At 73.3% G+C, this 26,222-nt stretch carries 17 protein-coding genes; 7 read left to right on the top strand and 10 right to left on the bottom strand.

Features of this window, described 5'->3' with window-relative positions:
• A partial coding sequence (locus ABZV31_RS10535; protein ID WP_355890861.1) for a DUF6350 family protein occupies positions 1–1,452 on the bottom strand: 1,452 nt, incomplete at its 3' end.
• 171 nt (positions 1,453–1,623) lie between these two features.
• Between ABZV31_RS10535 and ABZV31_RS10530 the strand changes: the two genes are divergently transcribed.
• Positions 1,624–2,580: a sigma factor-like helix-turn-helix DNA-binding protein gene (locus tag ABZV31_RS10530; protein WP_355890858.1), complete on the top strand. Its 957-nt coding sequence runs from the start codon at positions 1,624–1,626 to the stop codon at positions 2,578–2,580.
• Positions 2,581–2,785: 205 nt separating this feature from the next.
• On the opposite strand, the gene sucD is transcribed toward ABZV31_RS10530, so the two are convergent.
• The 7 genes from sucD to ABZV31_RS10495 form a co-directional block, all read right to left on the bottom strand.
• On the bottom strand, positions 2,786–3,670 hold the full coding sequence (sucD, locus tag ABZV31_RS10525) for a succinate--CoA ligase subunit alpha (RefSeq protein WP_355890854.1): 885 nt from the start codon (positions 3,668–3,670) through the stop codon (positions 2,786–2,788).
• Positions 3,671–3,691: 21 nt separating this feature from the next.
• Complete coding sequence (gene sucC / locus ABZV31_RS10520) at positions 3,692–4,873, bottom strand: ADP-forming succinate--CoA ligase subunit beta (RefSeq protein WP_355890851.1); 1,182 nt, start codon at positions 4,871–4,873, stop codon at positions 3,692–3,694.
• Positions 4,874–5,606: 733 nt separating this feature from the next.
• Positions 5,607–7,610: a hypothetical protein gene (locus ABZV31_RS10515; RefSeq protein WP_355890848.1), complete on the bottom strand. Its 2,004-nt coding sequence runs from the start codon at positions 7,608–7,610 to the stop codon at positions 5,607–5,609.
• A gap of 221 nt (positions 7,611–7,831) precedes the next feature.
• On the bottom strand, positions 7,832–8,869 hold the full coding sequence (locus ABZV31_RS10510) for a hypothetical protein (RefSeq protein ID WP_355890845.1): 1,038 nt from the start codon (positions 8,867–8,869) through the stop codon (positions 7,832–7,834).
• A gap of 228 nt (positions 8,870–9,097) precedes the next feature.
• Positions 9,098–10,273 carry a VWA domain-containing protein gene (locus tag ABZV31_RS10505; protein ID WP_355890843.1) on the bottom strand — a complete coding sequence of 392 codons (1,176 nt, stop codon included), beginning with the start codon at positions 10,271–10,273 and terminating at the stop codon, positions 9,098–9,100.
• Positions 10,270–12,765: a DUF5682 family protein gene (locus ABZV31_RS10500; protein ID WP_355890840.1), complete on the bottom strand. Its 2,496-nt coding sequence runs from the start codon at positions 12,763–12,765 to the stop codon at positions 10,270–10,272. The genes ABZV31_RS10505 and ABZV31_RS10500 overlap by 4 nt, the downstream gene beginning before the upstream one ends.
• Before the next feature lie 141 nt (positions 12,766–12,906).
• Complete coding sequence (locus ABZV31_RS10495) at positions 12,907–14,124, bottom strand: AAA family ATPase (RefSeq protein ID WP_355890838.1); 1,218 nt, start codon at positions 14,122–14,124, stop codon at positions 12,907–12,909.
• A 133-nt stretch (positions 14,125–14,257) separates the two neighbouring features.
• Here ABZV31_RS10495 and ABZV31_RS10490 point away from each other — a divergent pair, with 133 nt between their 5' ends.
• Both ABZV31_RS10490 and ABZV31_RS10485 read left to right on the top strand, forming a co-directional pair.
• Positions 14,258–15,613, top strand: a complete 1,356-nt coding sequence (locus ABZV31_RS10490; protein ID WP_355890835.1) for an SWIM zinc finger family protein — start codon at positions 14,258–14,260, stop codon at positions 15,611–15,613.
• A 348-nt stretch (positions 15,614–15,961) separates the two neighbouring features.
• Positions 15,962–17,593 carry a DUF5691 domain-containing protein gene (locus ABZV31_RS10485; protein ID WP_355890832.1) on the top strand — a complete coding sequence of 544 codons (1,632 nt, stop codon included), beginning with the start codon at positions 15,962–15,964 and terminating at the stop codon, positions 17,591–17,593.
• Between the two features lie 191 nt (positions 17,594–17,784).
• Here the strand turns inward: ABZV31_RS10485 and ABZV31_RS10480 are convergent, their stop codons facing one another.
• Positions 17,785–18,201, bottom strand: a complete 417-nt coding sequence (locus ABZV31_RS10480) for a cobalamin B12-binding domain-containing protein (RefSeq protein ID WP_355890830.1) — start codon at positions 18,199–18,201, stop codon at positions 17,785–17,787.
• 574 nt (positions 18,202–18,775) lie between these two features.
• Between ABZV31_RS10480 and ABZV31_RS10475 the strand changes: the two genes are divergently transcribed.
• Positions 18,776–19,645, top strand: a complete 870-nt coding sequence (locus ABZV31_RS10475) for an alpha/beta fold hydrolase (protein ID WP_355890827.1) — start codon at positions 18,776–18,778, stop codon at positions 19,643–19,645.
• Between the two features lie 313 nt (positions 19,646–19,958).
• The gene (locus tag ABZV31_RS10470) at positions 19,959–21,497 is read left to right on the top strand and encodes a M23 family metallopeptidase (RefSeq protein WP_355890824.1); all 1,539 of its coding nucleotides are present in this window, start codon (positions 19,959–19,961) and stop codon (positions 21,495–21,497) included.
• Positions 21,498–21,596: 99 nt separating this feature from the next.
• Here ABZV31_RS10470 and pcrA read toward each other — a convergent pair whose 3' ends face one another.
• The gene (pcrA, locus tag ABZV31_RS10465; RefSeq protein WP_355890822.1) at positions 21,597–24,077 is read right to left on the bottom strand and encodes a DNA helicase PcrA; all 2,481 of its coding nucleotides are present in this window, start codon (positions 24,075–24,077) and stop codon (positions 21,597–21,599) included.
• A gap of 477 nt (positions 24,078–24,554) precedes the next feature.
• On the opposite strand from pcrA, the gene ABZV31_RS10460 reads away from it, so the two are divergent.
• Both ABZV31_RS10460 and ABZV31_RS10455 read left to right on the top strand, forming a co-directional pair.
• A complete protein-coding gene (locus tag ABZV31_RS10460) occupies positions 24,555–25,745 on the top strand; it encodes an NlpC/P60 family protein (protein ID WP_355890819.1) in 1,191 nt (396 codons plus the stop codon).
• A gap of 135 nt (positions 25,746–25,880) precedes the next feature.
• Positions 25,881–26,219, top strand: coding sequence for a hypothetical protein (locus ABZV31_RS10455; protein ID WP_355890816.1), 339 nt, complete (start codon positions 25,881–25,883; stop codon positions 26,217–26,219).
• The last annotated feature ends 3 nt before the right edge of the window (positions 26,220–26,222 follow it).

Raw genomic sequence — 26,222 nt, 5'->3', positions numbered from 1 at the left:
GACCCGCCGCTCCGGTTTCCCGCCCTCCCCCAACTTCCCGACCCGCGGCTGCGCCCCCGAGACCTCCCCCGGCTTCCCGAACCGCCGCTCCGGTTTCCGGCCCCCGCGGCAGCGCCACGCCCGCAGCACCACCGCCGTCGGTACGGCCACCGTCACCGTCCACGCCAGCACGGCCGGCCCCACCTGCCATCCCACCGGCCCGAACCGGGCGAGCGCGGCGCCCCCCAGCGGGCCGCCCGCCATCGCGGCGAGCACGCCGAGCACCGTCGCGCAGAGCGCACACGCCCACCAGGCAGCGCCGACGGTCCGCCTCCACGACCACACGCCGCCGCTCCCCTCACCCGGTCTCTTCGCACCCCGGGCACCTGCCTCCCGCCCCATGGCCCCACGAGCGCCTGCGTCCCGCCTCTTCGACCCAGCCCCGCCCGCGTCCCGCCCCTCCCGCACCGCCGCCCCCGCGACGAACCACCCCACCGTCAGCCCGGCCGCCGCCGGCACCGCGCCGGACGCCCAGTTCAGCGGCGTGCCGGGGCCCGCGTCCGGTACCGCCGCGAGCAGCGGGAACGGCGGCAGCAGCGGGGCCGGAGCGGAGAGCAGCGGGTCCACGACGTGCCCGACGCCGAGCACGAAGCCAGGGCCGAGGGCGTACGCCACCGCCCACATCACCGCGTTCGGCAGCAGCGCCAGGCACAGCAGCAGCAAGGCGAACCGCCCCATCCACCCTTGCGTCAGCTGCGGGAAGGCCCTCTGGGTCGCCGCAGCGTGCCCCACCAGCGACACCCCGAGCAGCAGCGCCCCGCCCCCGACGAACACCACCGCCCCGGCCCCGGCCGCCCGCGCGGCGGCACCGAGGCGCGCGCGGGGTCCCGGCCCGACGAGCAGACGCCGCGCGTGCTTCGGCAACACGCCCAGCACAGGCTCCAGCGGGGCGCGCGGACAGCTGTACGCCGTCCACACCCCGCTCCCCGCCGCTACCGTGGCGACCAGCGGCACGTACACCCCTGTCCACCATGAGGGGCGCAGCGCACCGCCCGCGGCGTATGCCGCTGCCGCGCCGCCGACGGCGAGGTAGCCGAGGACGACGCCCGCCCAGGCGGTGCGCGCGGGGACGAGCGGCCCGCCGTCGCCTCCGTCGGTCGCGTCTCTCGCCGCACGGTGCACCAGCAGCAGCGGCAGCGCGAGCAGCAGCAGCGGGGTGACGCCCACGGGCGCGGACACACCGGTGAGCGTGTCGGTGCGGACCAGCTCGGCCCCGTGCGCCAGCAGCCACAGGGCGGCGGCGACGTGCAGCGCGCCGCCCGGCCCGCTGTCGGGATACGGCGAGCTGATCCACAGTGCGATGACGAGCACGGCGAACGAGCCGAGCCCGAGCCCCGCCGCCAACACGCCGCCGAGGAAGCCGGCGCCCAGTCCGGGCGACCGGTCCCGCACCCGGGTGCGCAGGGGCGACAACGGCGGACGTGGCGGACGCGGCGGACGTGGCGGACGTGGCGGACGTCGATCGGTCGTCTGGATCACGACCGCCATGCTCCCAACGGCACACGCTTTCCCGGCGTAACAGGCGAACTTCCGCTGTGTCGCTCAATATATGTTTATGTACTTTTTCACACGAAGGGACGCACTGTGACCCAGAGTCCTGCGAACCCGCTGCCGCCGCCCACGGAGCGCCGACACCCCTGCGAGACCACGTCCCTGACACAGGCTCAGGTGGCGGCGGGCCGTCCGGACGAACCCACGTCGACCGGGGAGCCGACACCCGCCCAGGCCGACGCGCCCGAGCCCACCCCCCTGACGCCCGCTCAGGCCTTCGATGCCCTCTACGCCTTCTGCGCCCCCGCCCTCGTACGGCAGACCTACCTGCTCACCGGCCGGCACGAGCGGGCGCGTGAGGCCGTGGAGCGGGCCTTCCAACTGGCCTGGCAGCGCTGGCCGGAAGTGGCCCGCGACCGGGACCCGGCGGGCTGGGTGCGGGCGGCAGCGTACGACTGCGCCCTGTCCCCCTGGCACCGTTTCCGCCGGCGCGACCCCCTGCCCGATCCGCCCCCCGACCCCGCCGACTGCGCGCTGCTGCGCGTCCTGATGAAGCTCCCGCCGTCGTACCGCCGCACGCTCGTGCTCTACGACGGCGTCGGCCTCGACCTGCCCGAGACGGCGGCGGAGACGGAGGCGAGCACACCGGCCGCGGCGAACCGGCTGATGCACGCCCGCGAGGTCGTCGCCGCGCGCCTGCCGGAGCTGGCGGACCCGGAGGTACTGCACCGACGGCTGGTCCGGCTGGCCTCCACGGAGCGCCTGCGGGCGGCCAGGCCGAGGACCGTGCGGACCGTCGGGGAACGCCGGACCCGTTTCTGGACCCGGTCCGCCATCGCCTTCACGGTCACCATCATCGGCGCGACGACGCTGACGCTGCGGACGGCTCCCACGCACTACCTGGCACCGGTGGCTCCCGGACACGAGGTGAGCGGGGTTCCGCCGCGGGCCGTGCTGGGGCCACTGTCGCAGGAGGAGCTCCGGCTGCGGGCCCAGCTGAGGACGGCGACGGCGCAGGGGCCGGAGCGGCTGGTCCCGGGCCTCGGGTGACGCCTCGCCATGCGGACGGAATGACACTCGTCACGCGAACGGAGTGACGCCCCGTCACGCAGGCGGAATGACGCTCCATCACGCGAACGGAATGACGCCCCCGTCACGCGAACGGAGTGACGCCCGTCATGCGCGCAGAAAGGCGGTGGGCCCGCCCCCACCCGGGGAACGGGCCCACCGACCTGGCTGACGAAGCCGCCGGAACTCAGCCGGCGAGGTTCTCGCGGGCGAGCTTCGCCGTCTCGGTCGGGGTCTTGCCGACCTTGACGCCCGCGGCCTCCAGGGCCTCCTTCTTGGCCTGGGCCGTACCGGAGGAGCCGGAGACGATGGCGCCGGCGTGGCCCATGGTCTTGCCCTCGGGCGCGGTGAAGCCCGCGACGTAGCCGACGACCGGCTTGGTCACATTCTCCTTGATGAAGGCCGCGGCCCGCTCCTCGGCGTCGCCGCCGATCTCGCCGATCATGACGATCAGGTCGGTGTCGGGGTCGTCCTGGAACGCCTTCAGCGCGTCGATGTGGGTGGTGCCGATGATCGGGTCACCGCCGATGCCGACACAGGTCGAGAAGCCGATGTCGCGCAGCTCGTACATCATCTGGTACGTCAGCGTGCCGGACTTCGACACCAGGCCGATGCGGCCCGGCTTGGTGATGTCGGCCGGGATGATGCCGGCGTTCGACTGGCCCGGGGTGATCAGGCCGGGGCAGTTCGGGCCGATGATGCGGGTCTTGTTGCCCTTCTTGCCGGCGTACGCCCAGAAGTACGCCGTGTCGTGCACCGCGATGCCCTCGGTGATGACGACCGCGAGCGGGATCTCGGCGTCGATGGCCTCGACGACCGCGTCCTTGGTGAACTTCTCCGGGACGAAGATGACCGTGACGTCGGCGCCGGTCTTCTCGATGGCCTCCTTGACGGTGCCGAAGACCGGTACCTCGGTGCCGTCGAAGTCCACGACCTGGCCCGCCTTGCGCGGGTTCACGCCACCGACGATGTTGGTGCCGGACGCCAGCATGCGGCGGGTGTGCTTCTGACCCTCCGAGCCGGTCATGCCCTGGACGATGACCTTGGATTCCTTGGTGAGGAAGATAGCCATGGTTGTGTGTGACCTCGTCCCTTACTTCGCGGCAGCAGCCAGCTCGGCGGCCTTGTCGGCCGCGCCGTCCATGGTGTCCACCCGCTGAACGAGCGGGTGGTTGCGGTCGTCCAGGATCTGGCGACCCAGTTCGGCGTTGTTGCCGTCGAGGCGCACGACCAGCGGCTTGGTGACCTCTTCGCCCTTGGACTCGAGGAGCTCCAGGGCCTGCACGATGCCGTTGGCGACCGCGTCGCAGGCGGTGATGCCGCCGAAGACGTTGACGAAGACGGACTTGACGTCCGGGTCGCCGAGGATGATCTCCAGGCCGTTCGCCATGACCTCGGCGGAGGCGCCGCCGCCGATGTCGAGGAAGTTGGCGGGCTTGACGCCCTTGTGGGCCTCACCGGCGTACGCGACGACGTCCAGGGTGGACATGACCAGGCCGGCGCCGTTGCCGATGATGCCGACCTCGCCGTCGAGCTTGACGTAGTTGAGGTTCTTCTCCTTGGCCGCGGCCTCGAGCGGGTTGGCCGCCGCCTTGTCGTGGAGCTCCTCGAACTCGGGGTGACGGAACTCAGCGTTGTCGTCCAGGGACACCTTGCCGTCGAGGGCGATGACGTCACCGGAGGCGACCTTGGCGAGCGGGTTGACCTCGACCAGCAGGGCGTCCTCCTTGACGAAGACCTCCCACAGCTTGACCAGGACGTCGGCGACCTTGTCGGCGACCTCGGCCGGGAACTTCGCCGCGGCGACGATCTCCTGGGCCTTCGCCTTGTCCACGCCGTCGATGGCGTCGATCGCGATCTTGGCGACGGCCTCGGGGCGGGTGGCCGCGACCTCCTCGATCTCCATGCCGCCCTCGACGGAGGCGATGGAGAGGAAGGTGCGGTTCGCGCGGTCGAGGAGGAAGGAGACGTAGTACTCCTCGAGGATCTCCGGGGCCGTCTCGGCGATCATGACCTTGTGGACCGTGTGGCCCTTGATGTCCATGCCGAGGATGTCCGTCGCACGGGCGACGGCCTCGTCCGGGGTGGCGGCGAGCTTCACGCCACCGGCCTTGCCGCGACCACCGACCTTCACCTGCGCCTTGACGACCGACTTGCCGCCCAGCCGCTCGGTGATCTCGCGCGCCGCCTCAGGCGTGTCGATGACTTCACCGGCCAGCACCGGTACACCGTGCTTGGCGAAGAGGTCCCTCGCCTGGTACTCGAACAGGTCCACGCGCTTCCGTCCCTATCAGTGATCTCGCGGTTCGTTGGATGCGTGGGCGTGCCGCGAAGGGCAACGTGACGACCGCATGTGTCACAAGGGAGGCGCACACGGTGTCCGAGCGCGCGGCATGTCCGTCTCGCAGGTTATCGCCGCTCCCGGGGCGGCTCTAAATCGCAGGTCACACCTGAGCGGTGATACCCGTCACATGATTCAGCCTACGCAGCACGGGCGCAGGGCCTCACCGGGCTGGGGTTGACCCGGTGAGGCCCCTTGAACAACCCGAAGGGGGCATACGCGCGCCGCCCATCGGGCGCGGGCCGGGCGGTCCCCACCCCAATGGGGGCCGCCCGGCCCAGTCCGCGGGGTGCCGGCCGGACGGGCCGACGGCTTTCGGCCGTCCGGGACCTGCCGCCTCGCGGAGTCGGACGGGTGCCGTACGGGGGCTTCCACCGGGTGGCCTCCCTACGGCTGGCTGGTGCGTACGACGGCCCGGCAAGGGCTGCCGCACGGCTAGGTGCGTACGACGGCCCGGCAAGAGCTGCCGCACGGCTAGGTGCGTACGACGGCCCGGCAAGAGCTGCCGCACGGCTAGGTGCGTACGACGGCCCGGCAAGGGCTGCCGCACGGCTAGGTGCGTACGACGGCCCGGCAAGGGCTGCCGCACGGCTGGGTGCGTACGGCGCCTTGCGCTGGGCCCACGGTCGGCTCGGTGCGCGCGTCGGCGTCGTACGGCTCGGGTGGGTCAGACGGAGTACGGGCGCACGTCCTGCGTGCCCTGCGCGTAACCCGGGGTGATCGACTGGGCGACCCCTTCGGCACCGGTGACCGCGTGACCGGCCAGCGGGCCCCCGGTGGAGGCGACGGTGCCGGTCAGGTCCTGCGCGAAGGGCGCGACCCGGCCGGCGACGCCCTGGGCGAACGGGCCGGCCTCGCCGACCACGCCGCCCGCGAAGGGCGCGACGTCGCCCGCGACCCCGTAGGCCAGCGCCGTGGCGCTGCCGCCGACGCCCTGCACGACGGGCCGGACTGTCTCGGTGACGGTGTCGACGACGGGCTGAACGGCACCGGTGACCCCGTGCGCGAACGGCGGCACCTCGCCCACCACGCCCTCGGCGAACGGCACCGCCTGTCCGGCCACGCCGTACGCAAGCGGCGGTACGGCGCCGACCACCCCGCCTGCGAAGGGCTGGACGTCACCCGCGACGCCGTACGCCAGCGCACCCGCGTCCGCGACGGCCTGCCCGGCGACCGGCACGACTCCGTGCACGGCTGCGTTCGCGACCGGCGGCAGGACGGCGTCCGTGGTGTCGCCGGCGACCTGGCCGACCAGGCCGGTGGCGTACGGGGGCGCGTCCGCGACGAGGCCGCCGACGACCGGCTGCGCGTCGGACACCGCGCCCGCCGCGACCGACACGTCCGTGACCGCGCCCCCGGCGACCGGCTGCACCCCGGTGACCACACCCTGGGCGACGGGCTGCACGTCCTGGACGACGCCGCCCGCGACGGGCTGGACGTCCGCGACCACCCCGTACGCCAGCGCGGCGGCGGTGCCGACGGCGTGGCCGACGACCGGCGTCAGGCCGTCCACCGTGTGCGTGGCGACCGGCACAACACCTTCGACCGCGCCGGTGGCGACCGGCGTCACACCGTGCACCGCGTCCGTGACGGTGGGCCCGACCCCGTGCAGGGCGTGCCCGGCTACGGGCACCACGCCCGCCACGGCCCGTTCGGCGACCGGCGTCACGCCGTACACGGCGGCGCCCGCCACGGGCGGGACGACGGCGGCCGCGGTCTGCTCGACGACCGGGGTGGCCGTGCCGGGCGCGGCGGCGACCGTGCCGACCACCTGCTGCTTCACGCTGCCGACGGTGCCGGTGACGTGGCTCGGCACGGAGGAGACACCGGCCTCGGCGGCCGCCCGGGCGTCCGCAGCCGCGGCCTGGGCGGTGGCGGCCGCGCCCGCGGCCCGGCCCTCGGCGCCGGTGACCGCGGCCTGCCCGGCTCCGGTCACGCCCGCGGCCGTCCGGCCCGCGCCCGCGACCACGTGCTGCGCCTTGGTGCGGACGGCGCCGTCGACGCCCTGCGCCTGGGTGCGGGCGGCCGCCTGGGTGCCCTGGAGCTTCGTCTGTGCGGCGGCGAGGGCCTCCTCCAGCTCCGGCGCGAAGGCGGAGAGGGGGCCGAAGAGGTAGTCGATGCCGTCCTGGGGTGCGGAGGCGTCGGAGACCGCGTCGGTCGCCTTGCGGGCCGCGTGGTCGGCTGCCGTGCCGGCGACGGCGGTGGCCTTGGCCTTCGCGGCACGCGCGGCCTGGGCGCCCTGGATGACCTGCGCGCCCCGGATCCCGGCGGCGTGCGGAACGGCGACCTCGGCGTCGACGTACCGGCGGGCCTGCTCGGTGGCGCCGGCGGCCGTCCGGGCCCGGGTCGCCTTCGTCGCGGTGCCGGTGAGGTCGGCGGCCGTGGACTTCACCTGCGCCGCGGTGTCCGAGACGGTCGAGGTCGCGCCCTTGACGGCGGTGCCGTTCGTGACACCGGAGACGGTGTTCTGCACACCGGAGACGACGCCGTCGACCGTGTCGGTGACCGCACCGGTCACCGAACCGACGGTGTCACCGGCGTCGGCGGTCGCGTCCGGTGCGGACAGGGACGAGGCGGGCAGCTCGTCGGCGCTGGCGACGGCCGAGCCGAGCGCCCACGCGCCGGTGACGCCGGCGGCTATGACGATGGAGCGGCGGATGTTCTTGTTCATGCGTGCGTCAGATCCTTAGGGGTTCCGAGACGCCCGGAAGAGGGACTCCGGGGTGGGGACATTCCGGCGCCGGTCGCGGTCGCGGTCCAGGGAGTCGGGGACCGGGGACGCGGTACGGCTCCGGCGGCTTCCGTCCGGAGATCGGAGGGGTGTCCGGACGGGCGGGCAGACCTTTTCCGCCCCCGCGCGGCAGGTCTGGGCGGGGGAAGCGGCGGTTCTGCCTAGCCGGGGAAGAGGGGAATGTCCCGGTGCCTGTCCCGGGTACAGGCCGCGTCGACGCGCGCGGCGGCGCCGGGCACCAGCCGCAGCGGGGCCCGGTCGTGCAGAGTGACGGCGTGTGCGTCGCCGTGCCGTGACGTGCCGGTTTCGGCCGTCGACTGGCTGCCCAGCGCGCCGTTCGGGTCACCGGCGGGCGCCTGCTGCGCGGGGGTGTGGGCGGCACGGGAGGTGGGGTGGGCGGGCAGGGTGGTGCCCGCCCAGATGTCCTCGGCGGTGAACCGCGGCCCATGGCCGACGGCCTCCGGCGTACGTGCCGCCGCACGGGACCGTCCGCCGGGGGCGTGCCCGCCGGCCGACGGGGCGTCACCGGGCTGCTGCGGCCGGGGTGCCGAGGTGACGGGCGCCGGCAGCAGCTGTCCCGGCAGCTCGGACAGACCGGGCAGGCCCGGCAACGGCAGCGAGGGCGGTCCGGGCTGCTTCGGCAGACCGGGCAGCGACGGCACCGGCGGCACCTTCGTCCGCGCCTCGGCCAGCCCGTCCACCACGGCCCCCACCAGGTCCCCGACCGGCTGCACGACCCGCCCGGTCACGGGCGGGACGACGGCATCGGTGACCGGGCGGAGGACCTGGTCGGAGGTCGGGTGGAGGAGGGGGCCGGTGCTGCTCACGGGCTTGGAGCCGCCCGGGTTCTGCGGGGTGCCCTTGGTGATCGGGAGGTGGCTCTTGTCCCTGCCCTTGGGAGGGAGGTCGGCCTTGTCCTGGGGAGTCGCCGGACCGTGACCGACAAGCCCGGCCGAGGTGTTCGCCACCTGTCCGACCGCGCTGCTGGTCAACGACCGGACGCCGTCCGCCGAAGGCGGCGGCACGGTCCCGGACGAGCTCGCCGTCGACACACCGTCCGCGGCGTGCGCCTGTTCCCCGCAGAGAAAACCGAGCGCGAACAACGCCCCCACCAGCAACCCCAGTTGCAGCGCACGCCGCCCGGCCGCCGTACGCATCATGCGCAGAGCGGCACCGGACAGGGCGGCTGGCCAGGTCAAGAGGGGGCGGGTCCTCCCGTGCGGCGGAACGAGTGACGGGTCGGTACGACGCGGTGCGGGCGATTGGTGCGCGGCACACCGCCGACGAGGCGTCGATCCTCGCACGCGACTCCCGAGGTTGCGCAAGCCCCCTGTTACCGATGGGTAGGCATGTCCGTTTTGCTGGCAGGATTCGGTCGACAAGTCGTCAGCCGACCAACGACCGTCTCCCGTTTCGCCCCCTGTTCGTCATGCGGTGTCCGGTATCGGCAGCGGACGCTTCTCGATCGCCGCCGCCATCACCTCCGGGAACAGGTCGGGCGTGCAGGCGAACGCCGGTGCACCGAGGGCCGCGAGCGCGGCCGCGTGCTCCCGGTCGTAGGCGGGCGCCCCCTCGTCCGACAGCGCGAGCAGCGCCACGAACTGCACCCCCGACGCCTTCATCGCCGCCACCCGCTTCAGCATCTCGTTCCGTATCCCTCCTTCATAGAGGTCGCTGATCAGCACGACCACCGTCTCCGCGGGCCGGGTGATCTGCGACTGGCAGTACGCCAGCGCCCGGTTGATGTCCGTGCCGCCGCCGAGCTGGGTGCCGAAGAGGACGTCGACCGGGTCGTCGAGCTGGTCGGTGAGGTCGACGACCGCCGTGTCGAAGACGACCAGCCGCGTGCTGATGGACCGCATGGACGCCAGCACCGCCCCGAACACGGACGCGTACACGACGGACGCCGCCATCGACCCGGACTGGTCGATGCAGAGGACGACCTCCTTCTTCACGGACTGGGACGCGCGCCCGTAGCCGATGAGCCGCTCGGGCACGACCGTCCGGTACTCCGGCAGGTAGTGCTTGAGGTTGGCCGCGATCGTGCGGTTCCAGTCGATGTCGTGGTGGCGCGGCCGGTGGATACGGGCGCTGCGGTCGAGGGCGCCGGTGAGGGTGGCCCGGGCGCGGGTCGCGAGCCGCTTCTCCACATCCTCGACGACCTTGCGCACGACGGCCCGCGCCGTCTCCTTCGTCGTCTCCGGCATCGCCTTGTTGAGCGACAGCAGCGTGCCGACGAGGTGCACGTCCGCCTCCACCGCCTCAAGCATCTCGGGTTCCAGCAGCAGCGTGGCCAGCCCGAGCCGGTCGATGGCGTCCCGCTGCATGACCTGCACGACGGACGACGGGAAGTACGTCCGGATGTCCCCGAGCCACCGCGCCACCGACGGCGCCGAGGCCCCCAGCCCCGTCGAACGGTCCCGCCCGGTCTGCGGTTTGTCCCCCTTGCCGTACAGCGCGGCGAGCGCCCCGTCCATCGCGGCGTCCTGTCCGGACAGCGCACATCCGGTGCCGTCGGCCGCGTCGCCGCCGAGCACGAGCCGCCAGCGGCGGAGGCGCTCCTGCGCCGGGTCCCTCACGTCGTACCTCTCCCCCGCCGTCATCCCGCCACCCCCGCAAGCTCGTGCCCGGCGCCCTCTTCCGCGCCGTCCAGCCCCAACAACAGCCGCACCACCGGCAGCACGGCGCCCGCCCGCTCCTCGTCGAGGCCCGGGGCGAAGCCGGGCACGCCGACCGCCGTGGCCCCGGCACCGCCGTCCTGCCCCGGGCCGCGCCGAACCAGCTCGCCGAGCGTTCTGCGCACACCGGGCTTGTACGCCGAGAAGGTGCGCCGCAGCAGCGGCAGCACGTCCGTGAACGCCTCCGCCGGCACCCCGGTCAGCCAGGCGTCGACCAGTCCGAGCAGCCGCTCGTCGTGCACGAGCAGCATCCCGCCCCCGCCGCCGACGAAGCCCTCGATCCACGCGGCCGCGTCCGCCGGCGGCGTGCCCGGAGACAGCACCAGCCCCATGAGCCGCGCTGACCCGTCCTGCTCCAACTCCCCGTCGTCCAGCAGGAGCCGTACGGCACGTCCTCTGATGACGCCGGGCACGGTCTCCCGCCCCGACAGGACCCGGAGCACGGAGTGCCAGCGGGCGCGCAGGTCGCCGTGCCCGGCCGCCGGGGTGTCGCCCAGCAGGCCCACGGCTCCGTGCACCGCGTCCACATGGCGCCGCATCTCCTCGGCCGCGTCCGCGTCCCGCGCGGCGCAGGCCGGGGGCAGGCCGACGAAGATTCGTTCGGCCAGGCCCGCGGCGACCTCCGCCAGGGCCTGCGTGTCCGTGCCGCGCACGTCGCCGTAGCGCAGCGAGCGGACCAGGGCCGGCAGGGCCTGGGCGAGGTGTCCGACGTCCGCGTCGAGCGCCGCCCGGTCGGCGAGCACCCGCATCACCACGTGCAGCGCGTCCGGGAGTTCGGCGAGCAGACAGCGCTCGGCCAGCGCGGTGACCTCGGCGAGGGTCTGCGCGGCGAGGGCGTCCGACTCCGCCTTCGCGGTCGCCGCGGCGAGCACGGTCGTCCCCCACACCCCGGCCTCGGCGACCCGCACCGACAGCTCCGGCTCCCAGCGCAGCCGCCACGTCTCCCGGAACGTGCCCGTGCTGCCCCGTGAGGCGGCGGGCTCGCCCCACCCGATCCCCAGCAACCGCAGCCGGTGCAACAGTCTGCTGCGCCCGGCGTCGGTCTCCTTGCGCAGGTCGAGCTCCAACTCCCGTTCCAGCGCCTCCGGTTTGAGCCGAAGCCGCCGCTGGAGCCGGGCGAGGTCCCGCTGCAGCGGCACCGCGGGCGCCGACTCCGGCACCTCCCCCAGCACCTCGCCGACGACGAGCCGGTCGTGGACCAGCGCCAGCGGCACATCCGAGCCGTCGCACATCACCGCCCGCACGGCGTCCGTCGTCTCGCTCAGCCCCGGCAACGGGCGGCCCCGCATCGCGGCGAGCGTCCCGGCCAGCCGCACCGCCTCGATGACGTGCGCCGAGGACACCACCCGGTCCTCCTCGCGCAGCAGCCCCGCCACCTTGGTCAGCCACCGCTCGACCGGCCGGTCCGGCGCGCCGAACAGGTGGGCGTACCACCCCGGCGAGTCGATGCCCGCGCCGTAGCCGCTGACCCGGGACAGCCTGCGGTGCGTCCATGGCACCCACGTCATGTCGGCCTTGACCTTGGGCAGCCCCTTCAGCAGCGCCCGGTCGGCGGCGACGGCGGTCTTTTGCCGCAGCGCCGGCACGTGCCAGGCCCCGCACACCACGGCGACGCCGTGCCCGAACTCGCGCTGAGCGGCCCGTATCCGGAGCCGCATGTGGGCCTCCCGCACGAGGTCCCGGTCGTGGCCCCCGCTCCCGTACGCTTCCCGCAGCGCCCCCATGGCCTCCTCGAGCGCGAGGAACGGGGCGAACGCGTCCCCCTGCCCCGCACCCCGGTGCTCGACGACGTCCTCCCACCAGCGCTCGGGCTCGTCGTAGCCGGCGGCCTCGGCGAGCACGGCCAGCGGGTCGAGGCGGACATCGGGGCCGGCCGGGCGCTCCGCGGTCCCCTCCTCCGCAGAGCCTTCCTCGTTCGCGGAGTTCCCGTCTTCCGCAGAGCCTTCCTCGTTCGCGGAGTTCCCGTCTTCCGCAGAGCCTTCCTCGTTCGCGGAGTTCCCGTCTTCCGCAGGGCTTTCCTCCTCCGGGGGTGTGCCGGAGTCGTCTCTCCCCCATGCCAACGTGTGCGTGGCCGGCAGGTCGATGAAGCGGGCAGGGACGTCATGCTCCAGCGCCCAGCGGATGGCGACCCACTCCGGGGAGAACTCGGCCAGCGGCCAGAACGCCGAGCGGCCGGGCTCGTCCACGGCGTGCGCGAGGAGGGCGACCGGCGGCCTCATGCCCTCGTCGGCGGCGAGCGGGACCAGTGCGTCAGCCTCCGGCGGGCCCTCGATCAGCACGGCCCGCGGTCGCGCCGCCTCCAGCGCGGCCCGCACCGCCCGCGCCGACCCCGGCCCGTGGTGCCGCACACCGAGCAGCAACGGCCCCGCGCCGGGCCACCGGCTGCCGGCCCCGCCGCCCGCGTCAACCCCTGTCACACCGTCCCCCTCGTCCCCCCGTCCAACTGGGCTCCTCGTCGGCGTGTGTCCGCGCCACCGTGTCCCGAGTCGCGGATCCGCCCGCCGCCGCCACCGCCGACACCACCGACTTGCCGTACCCGAACAGCCGACCGTTGCCGCTCACGCGCTCACCTCCCGGCAGGCCCGGTAGAAGTCCTTCCAGCCGTCGCGCTCGCGGACCACCGTCTCCAGGTACTCCTGCCAGATGACGCGGTCGGCCGCGGGGTCGCGGACGACGGCGCCGAGGATACCCGCGGCGACGTCGCCGGCCCGCAGCACGCCGTCGCCGAAGTGAGCGGCCAGCGCAAGGCCGTTGGTCACGACGGAGATCGCCTCAGCCGTCGACAGCGTGCCGCTCGGCGACTTCAGCTTCGTGCGGCCGTCGGTCGTCACGCCGTCGCGCAGCTCGCGGAAGACCGTCACGACGCGGCGAATCTCGTCGATGCCGTCGGGCACGGCCGGCAGGTCGAGGGAGCGGCCGATCTGGTCGACGCGGCGGGAGACGATGTCGACCTCGGCCTCGGCACTCTCCGGCAGCGGCAGCACCACCGTGTTGAAGCGGCGGCGCAGGGCGCTGGACAGGTCGTTGACCCCGCGGTCACGGTCGTTGGCCGTGGCGATCACGTTGAACCCGCGGACCGCCTGCACCTCCTCGCCCAGCTCCGGTATCGGCAGGGTCTTCTCCGACAGGATCGTGATGAGCGAGTCCTGCACGTCGGCCGGGATGCGGGTCAGCTCCTCGACGCGGGCGGTCATACCCTGCGCCATGGCCCGCATGACCGGGCTGGGCACGAGGGCGTCGCGGCTCGGGCCGTGTGCCAGCAGCTGCGCGTAGTTCCACCCGTAGCGGATCGCCTCCTCCGGCGTGCCCGCCGTGCCCTGCACCAGCAGCGTCGAGTCGCCGCTGACCGCAGCGGCCAGGTGCTCGGACACCCACGTCTTCGCCGTGCCGGGCACGCCGAGCAGGAGCAGGGCACGGTCGGTGGCGAGGGTGGTGACGGCGACCTCGACGATGCGGCGCGGGCCCACGTACTTCGGTGTGATCACCGTGCCGTCCGGGAGCGTGCCGCCGAGGAGGTAGGTCGCGACGGCCCACGGCGACAGCTTCCAGCGGGCCGGGCGCGGGCGGTCGTCCTGCGCGGTCAGCGCGGCGAGTTCGGCGGCGAAGGCGTCCTCGGCGTGCGGCCGCAGCGCGTCCGGTCCGCCTGCGCCCGCGGGCTTACGCGCACCCGCGCCCTCGGACGCCCGGGTGCCCGCGGATGAAGGAGTACCCGCGTTCGCGGGCGCGGAGTGGTTCTGGCTCGGTTCGACGGACGTCGGATCGACGGACACAGACATGGCTGAGGCCCCCTCCAGCTCGGCCGGTTCGGATCTGGCATCCACCGTGCACCACGGCACTGACAATGCGTTCCGACCTGCGCAAACGTGCTCGCGAGGGCGATTGTCAGTGGCGGGATCTACCTTCGATGGCATGACTCAGCAGGGGGTGCGCTGGACCGCGGACCAGGTGCTGGCACTGGCGCCTGACGACGCGTCACGCAAAGCGGGAAGCAAACTCGGCGCGGCCGGGCCGTGGTCCGAGGCCGGGAGTTCCGACGAGGGGACGGTGTGGGGGCTGTGCAAGGGCAGTGGCAGCAGGCCGTATCAGACGGTCGTCGACATCGCGGACGCGGCCGGGCCGGCGTACAAGTGCAGTTGTCCGAGCCGCAAGTTCCCGTGCAAGCACGCGCTCGGACTGCTGCTGCTGTGGGCGGGCGGGGACGGTGTCGTGCCGTCTGGACAGGCCCCGGACTGGGCCGAGCAGTGGATAGCGGGCAGGCGCAGGCGGGCGGAGGAGAAACGGACGGCGGGCGCGGCGGGTTCCGCGTCGGCGTCCGCTGATCCAGAGGCGGCGCGGCGCCGGGCGGAGCGCCGGGCCGAGCGGATCACCTCGGGGGCGACGGAGCTGGAGCAGCGCCTGGCCGACCTGCTGCGCGGCGGCCTGGCCGCGGCCGAGCAGGCGGGGTACGGGCTGTGGGAGGAGACGGCGGCCCGCATGGTCGACGCGCAGGCACCGGGCCTGGCCGCGCGGGTGCGGGAACTGGGGGCGATCCCGTCGTCCGGAGCCGGCTGGCCGGTGCGTCTGCTGGAGGAGTGCGCGCTGCTCCACCTCCTGGACCAGGGCTGGCTGCGCCGCGAGCGGCTGCCGGACGGGCTGGCGGCGACGGTCCGTTCCCGCGTCGGCCTGCCCGGTGTCGCGGACGGCCCGCCGGTGCGGGACCGCTGGCTCGTCCTCGCCCAGTACGACACCTCGGACGCGAAGCTGACGACCCGCAGGATCTGGCTGTACGGCGCCGAGTCCGGCCGTACGGCTCTGCTGCTGTCCTACGGGGCCGCGGGCCGCGCCCCGGAGACGGCGCTGCCGGTGGGCCTGGCCCTGGATGCGGAGGTGTCCGGATATCCGGGCGCCGGGCAGTTGCGTGCGGCCCTGGGGAAGCAGTTCGCGCCCCCGGCGCCGACGCGGATTCGCCCACCGGGGGTGACGACGGCGCAGGCGGCCGCCCGCTACGGCGAGGCCCTGCGGGACGACCCGTGGCTGGAGTCGGTCCCGGTGACGCTGGACCGGGTCGTACCGGTCCCCGACGGCGACTCCTGGCAGCTGGCGGACGCCGACACCGACTCCGCGCTGCCCCTCACCCCGGTCGCCCGCACCCGCCCCGGTCTGTGGCGGCTGGTCGCGCTGTCGGGCGGCACCCCCGTCAGGGTCTTCGGCGAGTGCGGCCACCGGGGCTTCACCCCGCTGACGGCGTGGCCGGAGGGCGAGGGACAGGCGGTGACGCTGTGCTGAGCGGGGGTCGACGGCCGGCGCGCGATCACTCCGTGTCACCGGTGGTGCACGGTTCGCACGCAGCGATGCCTCGGCGAAGAGGCGGACACGACCGGCGCACGGTGACGCCTCACCTGAACGGCGCACACCGGCCGCGGACGCCGCACAGGGCGCGCACGCCAGCGGCCGACACGCCCGACCAGCGCACGAACAGCGCTCGCACCCGCCACGGATGCCCCGGCGTGCACCTCACACAGCACACCAGTCCGTCCTTTCTCACCCGATCCGCGCATTTGTTCCGCCCCAGGGGAAACTCGAAGACGTGACCCTTCCCTCGCTTGCGGGTACCCGGTAACGGAAAGGAAGCTCATGACCAGGACCTCCGCTCCTGTGGCTGCGCCCACCCCGGGCGCCTGGGAGGAGTTGGTCACCGCGGCGCTGCTCGGCACCGACCGCCGTACGCCCCCGGGCCGCACGCCGGGCCGGGACGCACCGGTGGCGCTGCTGGACGCGGCGGCCGTGGAGACCGTACGACGACGGGCGGGGCTGCGCCCGGCGCCGGCGGCCGAGCGCCCGGAGCCGGCGCCCGAGGACCCGCGCCCGCCGCTGCCCGCAGCGGCGGCCCGCAGGCTCGCGATGCTGCTGGCGGACCGGCCCGGCGTGGCCGGCGGCGGCCGCAGAGGCACGGTGCCCGACCTCGTGGAGCTGCTGCCCCAGTGGCTCGCGGCGGCGAACGCGCGCGGGTTCGCGGCGCCCCCGGAGGTGCTGCCCGCGCTGCTGGATGCGGCCCGGGGGCGTACGGACCTGCGCCCTGCCGTGCTGACCTTCGCTGGCCCGCGCGCGCTCTGGCTCGCACGGCTGAACCCGGACTGGCGGTTCGCCCTGCGGGCGATCCCGGGCGGCGGTGCGGCGCTGCCCGGCCCCGAGGACACCGACCGGATCCAGCAGCTGTGGGAGGAGGGCCTGTTCGCGGAGCGGGTCGCGCTCCTGGCGGCGATACGCGCACGCAGGCCCGCGGCCGCGCGCGAGCTGCTCGCCACCACGTGGGCGACGGAGCGGGCGGAGGACCGGCTGATGTTCCTCGACTCGCTGCGGACGGGCCTGGGTCCGGACGACGAGCCGTTCCTCGAGCAGGCCCTGACCGACCGCAGCCGCAACGTCCGGGCCACGGCGGCGGAGTTGTTGTCGGCGCTGCCCGGGTCGGCGCTCGCCGCACGGATGGCGGCCCGGGCCGGCGCGTGCGTGGCCGTCGACCACACGCGCGGGACGCCGACGATCACCGTCGAGGCGCCGCACGAGTGCGACGCGAGCATGGAGCGCGACGGTGTCGTTCCCAAGGCGCCGACGGGACGGGGCGAACGGTCCTGGTGGCTGGGTCAGCTGGTGGAGGCGGCCCCGCTCGGGACGTGGCCGGCGCGGCTCGGCGGGCGCACGCCGAAGGAGATCGTGGCGCTTCCGGTCGCGGACGACTGGCAGGGCGAGCTGCACGCCGCGTGGTGCCGGGCGGCGGTGCGGCAGCGGGACGCACAGTGGGCGCGGGCGCTTCTCGGGGCGCCCTCGGCACCCGAGGCCGGCGGGCCGGGCTCGGTGTCCCTGGCCGAGCGCGCCAAGCTGCTCGGCACGCTGGACGCCGACGAACGGGCCGACTGGGTGGCCGGATTCATCGCGACGCACGGCCTGTCCGAGGCGTTTCAGCTGCTCGGGGTGTGTGCGGTGCCGTGGACCGCGCCGCTCGGGCGGGCGGTGGTCGACGCGCTCAACATCGCGCGGGATGCGGGGAGTTACCCATGGAGTTTCAGTGGAGTGATGGGGCTGGCCGAGCGATGCCTGGATCCTGCGGAGGCGAGCCGGCTGGACGGTCTGCTGGCGGTGCCGGACGAGGCGGAGGACGCGTCGCCCGGCGCCGGAGGGTACTGGGCGGAGGCGTTCCAGCGGCTCGTCACTACGTTGCGCCTGCGCGCGGCGATGGCCGACGAGCTGGGTTCACCGAAGGTCGGCTGAGTCTCGCCCCCAGCCGGAGCGGCCGTCCCTGGGGGCTGCGCCCCCAGACCCCCCTTCGGCCCGAACGGGCTCGCCCTCCAACTCCCCCAAGCTCTGCGGGCAGGGGGGACCCCCAGGACGGGCTCACTGGTGCCGACCTGCGTCTGCACGTGTACGCCACCCGGACATCCCCGGCCCAGCCGCCGGAGGTCCTACGCCTCCGCAGGCTGGCGGACGTTCGCCCGGACCCAGTCCACGATCGACTGCGTGGTCGCGCCCGGGGTGAAGATCTCCGCGACGCCCTTCTCCTTCAGCGGGGGGATGTCCGCCTCGGGGATGATCCCGCCGCCGAAGACGACGATGTCCTCCGCGTCGCGCTCCTTGAGCAGGTCGATCACGGCGGCGAACAGCGTGTTGTGCGCGCCCGAGAGGATGGAGAGCCCGATCGCGTCGGCGTCCTCCTGGATCGCCGTGTCGACGATCTGCTCCGGGGTCTGGTGGAGCCCGGTGTAGATGACCTCCATACCGGCGTCGCGCAGCGCCCGCGCGATCACCTTGGCGCCCCGATCGTGGCCGTCGAGCCCCGGCTTGGCCACCACCACGCGGATCGGACCGGCTGCCACACCCATCACTGCCTCCATGAAGCGACTACATCCATCCGTACCGACAAGTACCGCACATGTCGAGCGCATGGAACATGCCGGGCATACCGCACATGCCATGCACTCCGCCGCTCACCGCACCGGGCGCGCCACTACGGCACGGACGCCCCGCACCACGCAGTCCGGGGAAGTGAACGAACGTTATCGCCAGCATCCCGCAACCGGCAGTTTCACGGTGCAGACCGAGGGGGAAATCACACGGTGGGACACGTTCGCCGCGCACTGTTCCATATCTTCGCGGCCCACGCGCCGCACAGTTCCGCGGCACAAGGACCGCAGCGGGGACAAGCGCCACGGGAGCCGCAACGAGGTCGTCGCACCGGCGAGGGCACGAAGGGCACGCAGGGCAGGTACGGCACGACAGCGGGGAACCTCGTCGCCACACCGGCAGGGGGCCTCGTCACGTCATCGGCGTCGCACACGCCACACGCCGGACTCACCCGGCCTGCCCCACTCATGCCCCGTTGGACTTTGTCGCGACTGCCCACGAGGGCACACGGGGGACAGGGCCGTCCTCCCGCGTGCCGACAGGAGGTCGGCCATGAAGGTCACCGAGGTCGCAGTGCCCATTCTTCCGCTCTGCCAGCGCCTGGTCCCGATCAGACTGGCGGGACTTTCGCTGGCTCTCCTGAAGGCGACCGCCCTGGAGCTTGCGATCCTCGCGGGACACCTCTTGCTCTATCCCTCGGGCATCGTTCAGGAGCGCCGCGGCCCCGCCCGCCCGCTGCCCGCGCCGGATGGCGCCGCACAGCTGCCGACGGAGGCCAAGCCCCCGGTCGTGCTGCTGCACGGCTTCATCGACAACCGGTCGGTGTTCGTCCTGCTGCGCCGCAGCCTCGCCCAGAACGGCCGGCAGCGGGTGGAGTCCCTCAACTACTCGCCGCTGACCTGTGACATCCGCACCGCGGCCGAACTGCTCGGCCGGCACATAGAGGAGATCTGCGAGCGCACCGGCAGCGAGCAGGTCGACGTCGTCGGACACAGCCTCGGTGGGCTGATCGCCCGCTACTACGTGCAGCGGCTCGGCGGCGACCTGCGGGTCCGCACCCTCGTCACCCTCGGCACCCCGCACTCCGGCACCCGGGTCGCCCCGCTGGCCAACGCCCACCCGATCGTCCGCCAGATGCGCCCCGGTTCGGAGGTGATCGAGGAGCTGGCCCGGCCCGCGCCCGGCTGCCGTACGCACTTCGTCAGCTTCTGGAGCGACCTCGACCACCTGATGGACCCGCTGGACTCGGCCTGCATCGACCACCCCGACCTGATGGCGCAGAACGTGCAGGTGACCGGTATCGGACACCTCGCCCTGTCCGTGCACCCCGCCGTCGCGGCCGGAATACGGCAGGCCCTGGACGCCGTGCGGCCGGGCGACCGGGCCGCAGCGCGCGCCGGCGGCGGCCTGACCGTGGCGTGACGGCGGGCTGAGCCGGGGACCGGCTTCGGGCTGAGCCTCGGCGCCGCAGTGCGCCGAGGCCGACCCCATGAGCAGATGGGCCGGGCGGCGCAACGCCCGTCCCGCACGGCCTACTTAGAGGGCCGACGGCCGATCGGGATCGAACGACACTCGAACACAAAGCCATAGCCGTGTCCGCAGTCCCCCGAATCACGGCCGAATGCCCATTTCCCACGCGCGGGAAACGAGCCGAAGATTGTCGCGTCCGCGTACCGCCGGGTACAGTCGCCGCACTGCTCTGGCAGCCCCTGTTGTCGAGGCGAAAGAGAAGTTGGTGAACGACCGTCACCCGTCGGGGACCGTGACCACCCCGGCTCCGGCCTCCGATGCCGCCTCGACGCCCTACGCGTCGTACGGCGGGCAGGAAGCCGCGTACGGCGACTTCACCACGTACGGCAACTACGACGCCACCGGTTTTCACACCGGCACACACACCACGACGAGCTTCGCGACGGACCCCCTCTTCGGCGATCTTCCGGGCAACGGCGGCCACGCCACCGGCTCGTACGACACCGCCCACTGGCCCACGGGCAGCCACCAGACACTGAACTACGATCCGTACGCGGCCCAGCACCACGCCGCCTACGACACCGGTACGTACGACACGACCGCCTGGGCGACCGGCTACCAGCAGCTCGCCTCCGTACCGCACCAGACCGGACCCGTCGACGCCACCGGCTCATGGGACGCGAACGTCTGGCTCCAGTCGGACCAGACCGGCACCGCCGCCGACCGGACCCAGCAGTGGGAATGGGGCACGCAGACCTTCGACACCGGCGCGTACGACGCCACGCAGTGGAACACCGACGCTGCGGGCGAGGGCGCCACGGCCCCCGAGGGGTACGACGAGTACGAGCAGCAGGCCGAGCCCTTCGACCAGCAGGCGACCGCGACCTTCGAACAGCTCCAGGACGCGCAGACGACCCCCGTCTTCGAGCCGGGTCCGTACGACGAAACCGCCTCCGGCGAAGGCGAGTTGGCCGCCACCGGTGAGCTGCCCGCCGTCGCCCCGCTGCTCGACGACCAGGAAGAGGTCACCCCGGTCCCGGCCTCACGCGCCGCGTCCCGCAGCGCGGGCCGCTCCCGGCGCCGCCCCCCGGCCAAGCGCTCCGCGCTGCTGACCGTGGCCGTGCCCTCGGCCTGCGTGATGGGCGTCGCCGGCATCGCCGCCGCTTCCGTCGGCAACCTGACCGACAGCGGCCAGGACTCCTCCGCATCCGCGTCCGACGCGCACTCCGTGCAGCCGTCGGCCGCCAACAACAAGCTGGACACCCAGCTGCAGAGCCTGTCCGCCGGTGCCGACGACTTCGCCGACCGGGCCAGCCGTACCCAGGAGCGCATCGACCTCAAGGCGCAGCAGGAGGCCCAGAAGAAGAAGGCGGCGGAGGATGCGGCCCGCAAGGAGCGGCTGCGCCCCAAGTTCGTCCTTCCGGTGACGCAGAGAGGGCTCAGCGCCTACTTCGGCCAGGCCGGGGTCAACTGGATGTCCGTGCACACCGGCATCGACTTCCCCGTCTCGTACGGGACGACGGTGATGGCCGCGACCGACGGCACGGTCCGTACGCAGTGGAACAGCGCGTACGGCAACATGATGATCGTGACCGCAAAGGACGGCACGGAGACGTGGTACTGCCACCTCTCCAGCTACCGGGTCCCGTCCGGTACGACCGTGAAGGCCGGGCAGCCGATCGCGTACTCGGGGAACTCCGGCAACTCCACCGGCCCCCACCTGCACTTCGAGGTCAGGCCCGCCGGAGGGGCGCCCATAGACCCGCTCCCCTGGCTGCGCAGCCACGGGCTCGACCCGACGTGAGCGCGAGCGAGCCCCCGCCACTTCAGCGGGGGCTCATCTCTTGGACTACCGCTTCTCCACGGGGTCTTCGGACCACCGCTTCTCCGCAGGCTCTTCGGACTACAGCTTCTCCACCGGCGCGTACCGCAGCAGCAGCCGCTTCGGCTTCGCGTCGCCGAAGTCGATCGTCGCCTCGGCATTGGCGCCCGTGCCCTTGACCGCGACCACCGTGCCGAGGCCGAACTGGTCGTGCGTGACCCGGTCTCCGACCGCGAGGGACACCACCGGCTTCTCCGAGGCCCGGCGCGTGGCGAAGCCGGAGGCGCCGGACGCCGACGAGCTGGAGCGGGACGACGACAGCGAGGCCGCCACCCCGGAGGCCGGACCGGAGGACACCGGTCCCGCGCCGCCGGTCCGCTTCCAGTCCACGTGCACCGCCGGGATCTCCTCCAGGAAGCGGGAGGGCGGGTTGTACGACGGCTGGCCCCACGCGCTGCGCATCACCGACCGGGTCAGGTAGAGCCGCTCCCGCGCGCGGGTGATGCCGACGTACGCCAGGCGCCGCTCCTCCTCCAGCTCCTTGGTCTGGCCGAGGGCGCGCATGTGCGGGAAGACGCCGTCCTCCATGCCGGTCAGGAAGACCACCGGGAACTCGAGGCCCTTGGCGGTGTGCAGGGTCATCAGCGTGATGACGCCGTCGCCGTCCTCCTCGTCGGGAATCTGGTCCGAGTCGGCGACCAGCGCCACCTGCTCGAGGAAGTCGGCCAGCGTGCCCTGCTCGCCCTCGCCGCGCTCCTGCTCGAACTCCAGGGCCACGGCGGCGAGTTCCTGGAGGTTCTCGATGCGGGTCTCGTCCTGCGGGTCGGTGGAGGCCTGCAACTCGGCCAGGTAGCCGGTGCGTTCGAGGACGGCCTCCAGGACCGTGGCCGGGCCGGCGCCCGACTCGACGATCGTGCGGAGGTCCTCCATCAGCGTGTTGAACCGCTTGACCGCGTTCGTCGACCGCGCGGCCATGCCGTAGGCCTCGTCGACGCGCCGCAGCGCCTGCGGGAAGCTGATCTTCTCGCGCTGGGCGAGTGCGTCGATCATCGCCTCGGCGCGCTCGCCGATGCCCCGCTTGGGGACGTTGAGGATGCGGCGCAGCGGCACCGAGTCCTCCGGGTTGGCCAGCACCCGCAGGTAGGCCAGGACGTCCCGGACCTCCTTGCGCTCGTAGAAGCGGACGCCGCCGACGACCTTGTAGGGCAGGCCGACGCGGATGAAGACCTCTTCGAAGACACGGGACTGGGCGTTCGTCCGGTAGAAGACGGCGACGTCGCCGGCCTTGGCCTCGCCCGCGTCCACGAGGCGGTCTATCTCGTCGGCGACGAACTGCGCCTCGTCGTGCTCGGTGTCGGCGACGTACCCGGTGATGCGCTCGCCCGCGCCCGCGTTGGTCCACAGGTTCTTCGGGCGGCGGGACTCGTTGCGCTCGATGACCGCGTTGGCCGCGCTCAGGATCGTCTGGGTGGAGCGGTAGTTCTGCTCCAGCAGGATCGTCGTCGCGTCCGGGTAGTCCTCCTCGAACTGGAGGATGTTGCGGATCGTCGCGCCGCGGAAGGCGTAGATCGACTGGTCGGCGTCGCCGACCACGCACAGCTCGGCGGGCGGGAGGTCGTCCTCGGCGGGCGGCACGTCCACGGGGTGCTCGGAGGTGCCGACGAGTTCCCGTACGAGGGCGTACTGGGCGTGGTTGGTGTCCTGGTACTCGTCGACGAGGACGTGACGGAAGCGGCGGCGGTAGTGCTCGGCGACGTCCGGGAACGCGCGGAGCAGGTTGACCGTCGTCATGATCAGATCGTCGAAGTCGAGGGCGTTCGCCTCGCGCAGCCGCGACTGATACAGGGCGTAGGCCTGGGCGAGGGTCTTCTCGAAGCCGTCGGAGGCCTGGGCGGCGAAGTCCTCCTCGTCGATCAGCTCGTTCTTCAGATTGGAGATCTTGGCGCTGAAGGACTTCGGCGGGTAGCGCTTGGGGTCGAGGTCCAGGTCGCGGCAGACCAGGGCCATCAGGCGCTTGGAGTCGGCGGCGTCGTAGATCGAGAAGGACGACGTGAAGCCGAGCTTCTTCGACTCCCTCCGCAGGATGCGCACGCACGCGCTGTGGAAGGTCATCACCCACATCGCGTTCGCGCGCGGGCCGACGAGCTGCTCGACACGCTCCTTCATCTCGCCGGCGGCCTTGTTGGTGAAGGTGATCGCGAGGATCTGGCCGGGGTGGACGCCCCGCTCGGCGAGCAGGTAGGCGATGCGGTGCGTGAGCACGCGCGTCTTGCCGGAGCCGGCGCCGGCCACGATGAGCAGCGGAGAGCCGGAGTGGACGACGGCGGCGCGCTGGTTGTCGTTCAGCCCCTCCAGCAGCGCGGCGGAGTCCACGACCGGGCGCGGGGCGCCGCCGCGGTAGTACGTGTCCCACTCCGGCGGCACGTCGAACTTCCCACCGAACAGATCGTCCGGAACCGACTCCGGAGCGTGATCGTCCTCGGGCGGTGGTGGAGGTTCTTCCCCGTGGCCCCGCGGGGCCTGGAGGTCCGCCAGGAAGCTGTCGTCAAAGAGGCTGCTCATCGCTCTACGAGTCTAGGGCGCCGCACCGACAGCCCGCGGCCGCCTTGAGAACATCCCCGCCTTTGCCGGCCGGCGATCTTCCCCGCCCGACCGGCGAGCCGGCCCCTCACGCTCCGGAGCTGCACTGTCACGGCGACGGCACCAGAATCACGAGGTCACGAAAATGTATCGGGCATATCGCACATCATCCTTCACACGAGCCACACGAGTTCGCTAGCGTGCCGTCGGGCCGTGCGACCCCCACCGGCGAACGTCGCCGGGCCACGCGGCCTCCGCCGAGTCCGGTCCCGCCGCCATGCGAGCCGGAGCCGGGGACCCACACCGACCCCGGGGTGAATCGGTCCGACCCTCCCCGCGAGCGAGGACCGTAGGGCAACCCTTCCGAACCACCCGCCCGAACCCTCCCCAGAGCCTGAACGGCCCGGGGGCACCCCCACCGCTGACCCGGTAGGCGGACGATGGAAGGAGTCGCCTCCCTTGGCGTCGCACCGCAAGACGCGCCCCGCGGGTACGGGCGTAGCAGGCATACGCACCCCCGCCCTGGCCACGGCCGCCCTCACCTCCGTGGCCCTGCTCTCCCAGACGGCCAACGCCGCCCCCTCGGACGACGACGGCAGGCCGAGCATCGAAGAGGTCGAGAAGAAGGTCGACGACCTGTACCGCCAGGCGGAGTCGGCGACCGAGAAGTACAACGCGGCCAAGGAGAAGACCGCCAAGCAGCGCGGGCGCGTGGCCGCTCTCCTCGACGACGTCGCCAAGCGCACGGACATGCTCAACAAGGCGCGCGAGAAGCTGGGTTCGTTCGCCGCGGCCCAGTACCGCACCGGGGCCGCCGCCCCCGACACGGCCACCTTCCTGCTCGCGGACACTCCGCAGGACTACTTCGAGCAGACCCAGCTGATGAGCCGGCTGACCTCGCGACAGAAGAGCATGGTCGACGAGTACGTCACGCAGCAGTCCGCGACCATGAAGAAGCGGCAGGAGGCCGCCAAGAGCCTCGAGACGCTGACCGAGTCGCAGAACGACATCAAGACGGCCAAGGCCACCGTCCAGAAGAAGCTCGCCGACGCCCGCGAACTGCTGTCGAAGCTGACGGCCGAGGAGAAGGCGCGGCTCGCGGCGATCGAGAAGCAGAAGCAGCAGGAGGCCGCGCGCAAGGCGGCGGAACTGGCGAAGCAGCAGGCCGAGGAGCAGGCCGCCCGGCAGGGGAGCGGCACCTCGGGCTCCACCACGGGCTCGCCCGGATCCTCGGCGGGCTCCACGGGGCCCACGGGCTCCACGGGCTCCTCCGCGTCCGACTCCTCGTACGCCACCAAGGCCGAGAAGGCCCTCGCCTTCGCCCGCACCCAGATCGGCAAGCCGTACGTCTGGGGCGCGACGGGCCCCGAGTCGTACGACTGCTCCGGCCTCACCCAGGCCGCCTGGAAGGCCGCCGGGGTGACCCTCCCGCGCACCACGTACGACCAGGTCGACGCGGGGACGACGGTGCCGCTCCACGAGGCGCAGCCCGGCGACCTCGTCTTCTTCTACGACGACGTCAGCCACGTCGGCATCTACATCGGCAACGGCATGATGATCCACGCCCCGAAGCCCGGCGCCTACGTCCGCGAGGAGTCGATCTACTACGACGGCGAGTCGGCGATCCACAGCGTGGTGCGCCCGGCGTGAGACGGAGCGACGTACGGCACGCGCGCGTGCACGTCCGAAGGGCGCCCGGTGGCCCGGCGCCCGCGCGTTTTGGCGTGCGCACGCGGCGCGCGTGCCCCGCGCACATGGCGCGCGGAGCTCTCCAGCATCGGGGTCATGCCCGGCACCTCCCCCTTCCGCGCCTGGTGGGCGCAGCATGCGTCGGCGGCAGGGGCCGCCGTGATGGCGGTCGGCATCGTGTCGGTCGGGCTGAACCTGACGGGGTACGAGCTGCTGTCCCGCGTCGTCCTCGCGGTTGCCTGCGTGCGCCGCTGGGCGACCGTGTTCCCGCTGGGCATGACGGCGGCGGCGACGCTGTCCGTCGCCGCCGCCCTCGCCGTTCCGGGGCTCGAGGGGCCCGGGGAGGCGCTGCTGTGGATCGCGGTCGCCGCGTGGCTGGCCGTCACCGCGGGCGCGGTCGCGGACGCGCGCGCCGGCCTCAGGACCGTGCGCTGATCC

The sequence above is a fragment of the Streptomyces sp. NPDC005202 genome (assembly GCF_040608235.1).
Lineage (GTDB): Bacteria > Actinomycetota > Actinomycetes > Streptomycetales > Streptomycetaceae > Streptomyces.
Note: the sequence above shows the minus strand (reverse complement) of the source record. Positions and strands in the feature narration are given on the sequence as shown.